The sequence below is a fragment of the Methylobacterium sp. J-070 genome, assembly GCF_022829385.1.
Taxonomy (GTDB): Bacteria; Pseudomonadota; Alphaproteobacteria; order Rhizobiales; family Beijerinckiaceae; genus Methylobacterium.
Genome location: NZ_JAKSXX010000229.1, coordinates 1 through 3219, shown reverse-complemented (window position 1 = coordinate 3219; position 3219 = coordinate 1). Strand labels below are relative to the sequence as shown.

The 3219-nt window shown below is 71.9% G+C and carries 6 protein-coding genes; 2 read left to right on the top strand and 4 right to left on the bottom strand.

Features of this window, described 5'->3' with window-relative positions:
• On the bottom strand, positions 1 to 1451 hold a 1451-nt coding region (locus tag MKL01_RS24525; RefSeq protein WP_243907780.1), incomplete at its 3' end, for a sensor histidine kinase.
• Positions 1452 to 1866: 415 nt separating this feature from the next.
• Between MKL01_RS24525 and MKL01_RS35820 the strand changes: the two genes are divergently transcribed.
• Positions 1867 to 1995 (top strand): hypothetical protein, encoded by a 129-nt coding sequence (locus MKL01_RS35820; RefSeq protein WP_279604861.1) that lies wholly within the window; start codon positions 1867 to 1869, stop codon positions 1993 to 1995.
• 9 nt (positions 1996 to 2004) lie between these two features.
• Here MKL01_RS35820 and MKL01_RS24520 read toward each other — a convergent pair whose 3' ends face one another.
• Complete coding sequence (locus tag MKL01_RS24520; protein ID WP_243907779.1) at positions 2005 to 2283, bottom strand: adenylosuccinate synthase; 279 nt, start codon at positions 2281 to 2283, stop codon at positions 2005 to 2007.
• Positions 2284 to 2331: 48 nt separating this feature from the next.
• The gene (locus MKL01_RS24515) at positions 2332 to 2580 is read right to left on the bottom strand and encodes a DUF6894 family protein (RefSeq protein ID WP_243907778.1); all 249 of its coding nucleotides are present in this window, start codon (positions 2578 to 2580) and stop codon (positions 2332 to 2334) included.
• 149 nt (positions 2581 to 2729) lie between these two features.
• Here MKL01_RS24515 and MKL01_RS24510 point away from each other — a divergent pair, with 149 nt between their 5' ends.
• Positions 2730 to 2957: a hypothetical protein gene (locus tag MKL01_RS24510; RefSeq protein WP_409566329.1), complete on the top strand. Its 228-nt coding sequence runs from the start codon at positions 2730 to 2732 to the stop codon at positions 2955 to 2957.
• Positions 2958 to 2998: 41 nt separating this feature from the next.
• On the opposite strand, the gene MKL01_RS24505 is transcribed toward MKL01_RS24510, so the two are convergent.
• The coding region (locus tag MKL01_RS24505; protein ID WP_243907776.1) for a MucR family transcriptional regulator at positions 2999 to 3219 on the bottom strand (221 nt) is incomplete at its 5' end.

Below are 3219 nucleotides of genomic sequence, written 5' to 3'. Positions count from 1 at the left end.
GGGATGTTGATGGCGCAATGGAGCGCGGTGTCGCTCAGCTCATAGCGGGTCTTCGCCTTCAGGGCATACGGCAAGGCCCGCTCGATGAGTTCGCGCCCGTAGCCGCTGCGCGTCGCCGGGCCCTGGATCCCCCCGGGGCCGACGAGCCCTTCCTCCACCCACTCCACGTGCAGCCAGCGCCCGTCCTCCGCCGCGCAGGTCCGCCACGTCACGCTGAGCCGCCCCCGGGGGGTGGTCAGGGCGCCGTATTTGAGCGCGTTGGTGGCCAGCTCGTGCAGGGCCAGCGCGAAGGTCTGCACCGTCCCTTTGCGCAGGCGCACGATCGGCCCGTCGAGCCGGATGCGGTCCTGCAGGGCCGGGGCGTCGAGGGCGGCCAGTTCCGTCTCGATGAGCGCCCGGAGGGTGATCGGCTCCTGGTCCGAGCGGGACAGCAGGCCCTGGACGCGGGACAGGGCCGACAGCCGTTCGTTGAACCGCGCCTTGAACAGCTCACCCGGCCCGGTTACCGCCATCGTCTGCTTGGCGATGGCACGGACCACGCCGAGCAGGTTGCGGGTGCGGTGCTGCAGCTCGGAGACCATGACCTGCTGCCGCTCCTGGAGCTGGCGCAGGTCGTCGATGTCGGTGGAGGTGCCGAGCCACTCGACGATCCGGCCCTGCGCGTCGCGCACGGCCGTGGCGCGGGTCTGGAACCAGCAATAGCGCCGCTCGGCGGCGTTGCTGAGCCGGTGCTCGTACGAGAGATGACCGCTGGCCGCCGCCGCCTGCCACGCGGTCCGGGCGGCCGCGACATCCTCGGGATGGACCGCCGCCAGCCAGCCGAAGCCGAGGCTGTCGCCGTCGCACTGCCCGGTATAGGCCAGCCATTGCGGGCTCGACCAGATGCAGGCCCCGTCGATCGCGGCGCGCCAGACGAGCTGCGGGATGCCCTGGGCGAGGGTGCGGAACAGCGCCTCGCTCTCGCGCAGGCGCCGCTCGGCCAGCACCCGCTCGGTGCTCTCGACCACGATGGCGATGATCCCGGCGGGCCGCCCGCTCTCGTCGAAGACCGGGGAGTAGTCGAGGTTCATCCAGACCGGCTCGGGGCCGCCATAGCGATGGAGGGTGAGTTCCTGGTCGCGATACGACAGCGTGCCGCCCGCCAGACCCACCCGCATCACGTGATCGTTGAACTCGGCGACCTCCGGCCAGCCCTCGCGGACCGCGGAGCCGAGCAACTGCGGGTGCCGGCCGCCCGCGAAGCCCGAATAGGCATCGTTGTAGATCATGATGCCGTCCTCGCCCCAGAGCAGCACGATCGGCACCGGCGACAGCAGCAGCGTGCGCACCGCGAAGATCAGGCATTGAGGCCAGTCCGCGAGGGGGCCCAGGGACGTCCGACTCCAATCGTAGGTCCGGACGAGGTCGGCGAGTTCGCCGCAGCCGCGGGGAAGGGTCCAGGCCTCGCTCATACGGTGAACGGCCCTCGGGGCTCCGGCGGCGGTGATGGCGCGACGCACAGGACGGCATCGGCCGGACCGGCTGACCCGCCGATCCGGTTGTGACGCTACTGCATGACGGCACGCCTTGGTAGACACGTGGGCAGAGCTCGCGGAGCGCCCGGTGGCGCCCGGTGGCGCCCGGCAGGGTGGCGGGGCCTCGGGATCGACGGCCACGGGCGCGGAGTCACGAATCGACGATCCCGGGCGCGGGAGCCGCGGTCGCGGCACGGCGGCGGAGCGGATTCAGGGCGGCGTGACGCCCGTCTTCATCCGGCGGCCGGCCTGCGACGCGAGGGCCGCGTCCTGTCCATAGTCTCGCCGCGATCCGGGCGCCTCGTGGCGCCCTCGGCCCTGACGGGCAGCCCGCCTTCGTGAGAACGACCCCATGATGAATTCTGTCCTGGCGCTGCTCACGGTCATCGCGGTCCTCGTGGTGACCGCGCTGATCAAGCTGCCGCTCCTGCCGTTCCGCCTCCTCGGCCGCCTGTTCCGGAGCCGCCCGGCCGCCGCCTGACCGGTCCCGTCAGGCCGCCGTGTCGATGGTGAAGGCCATCCCGCGGCCGGGCCCCTGGTCGGAATAGTCGACGAGCGCCAAGCCCCGCTCCGCCAGTGTCGCCGCGACGGTCGCGTGTTCCTTGCGGACCATCTGGCCCACCGCGAGGGGCGTCAGGCGCGGGCTCGCCCGCCGCAGCCGATCGATCCCGATGCTGGCTGGGACGCCCTCGTCCTCGGCGATCCGGGCGAGGGCGAGGCCCAGGTCCCGGGCCTTCGTCTCCGCGGCCGATTTCGGCTTGAAAGCCATCCTGTCTCTCCCCTGGCCGCGCATGGCGGCCGCTCCGCTGCATCCCGCTCACGCCGCGCGCGTGTCGGCGTTCACGTCGACGAAGGCCCGGCTCCAGATCCGCCGCCCCCGCGCGTCGTAGACCTCCACCTGCCATCCGGACCAATCGAACCGGTCGACGACCCGCTCCATCAAGGCGAGCGCCACGCGCTCGGCATGGACCCGCATCTGGGCCGCGTTCGGTAGCCGGCAGCCTTTCAGGTCGGTCACCAGCGCGTGGCCGTCCGTACAGTGGAAGCGGTAAAGCCGCATCGGCATTGACGTTTCCTCGACCAATCCACAGCGCTCCACCGCGATCCGAAAACAGGGCGCTCCGGCGATTGAACCGCCCCGGCCGATGCGCTTTGTTCATGAAATGTTCTAATCGGATTCGGGCCGCGATGCACGCAGATCCTCACGAAGCGCCTGTGGAGATTCGCCTCAGGGAGGCCGAGCTGATCGCCCGCGCGTATCACCGGGCGGCGCGGGGCGACACCTGGGGGGCCCTGGTGGCGGCGGTCGCCGATGCGCTGGCCGATCTCGACGCGGCGGAGCGGTGCATCGCCCGGCAGGGCCGGCTGATCTCCCGCGGCTACGCCCGGTGCTGGACGGGTGCGCCGGCGGCCGGTGCATTGCCGTCTTCGGATCAGCCGTGACGGCGGGCCGCGCCCGCCCGGCGCGGCCGACCGGCCATCGTTCAGGCGACCTTGCCCCCGCGCTCGCGCCCGGCCATGGCACCGGGCTGGCCCAGGCCGATGGCCTTGGCGAGCGCGGAGCGCTGCGCGGCGTAGCTCGGGGCGACCATCGGGTAGTCGGCCGGCAGGCCGTAGCGGTCGCGGTAGGCCTTCGGGTCGAGCCCGTGGCTGGTGAGGTGGCGCTTGAGCGTCTTGTAGGTCTTGCCGTCGATGAAGCTGACGA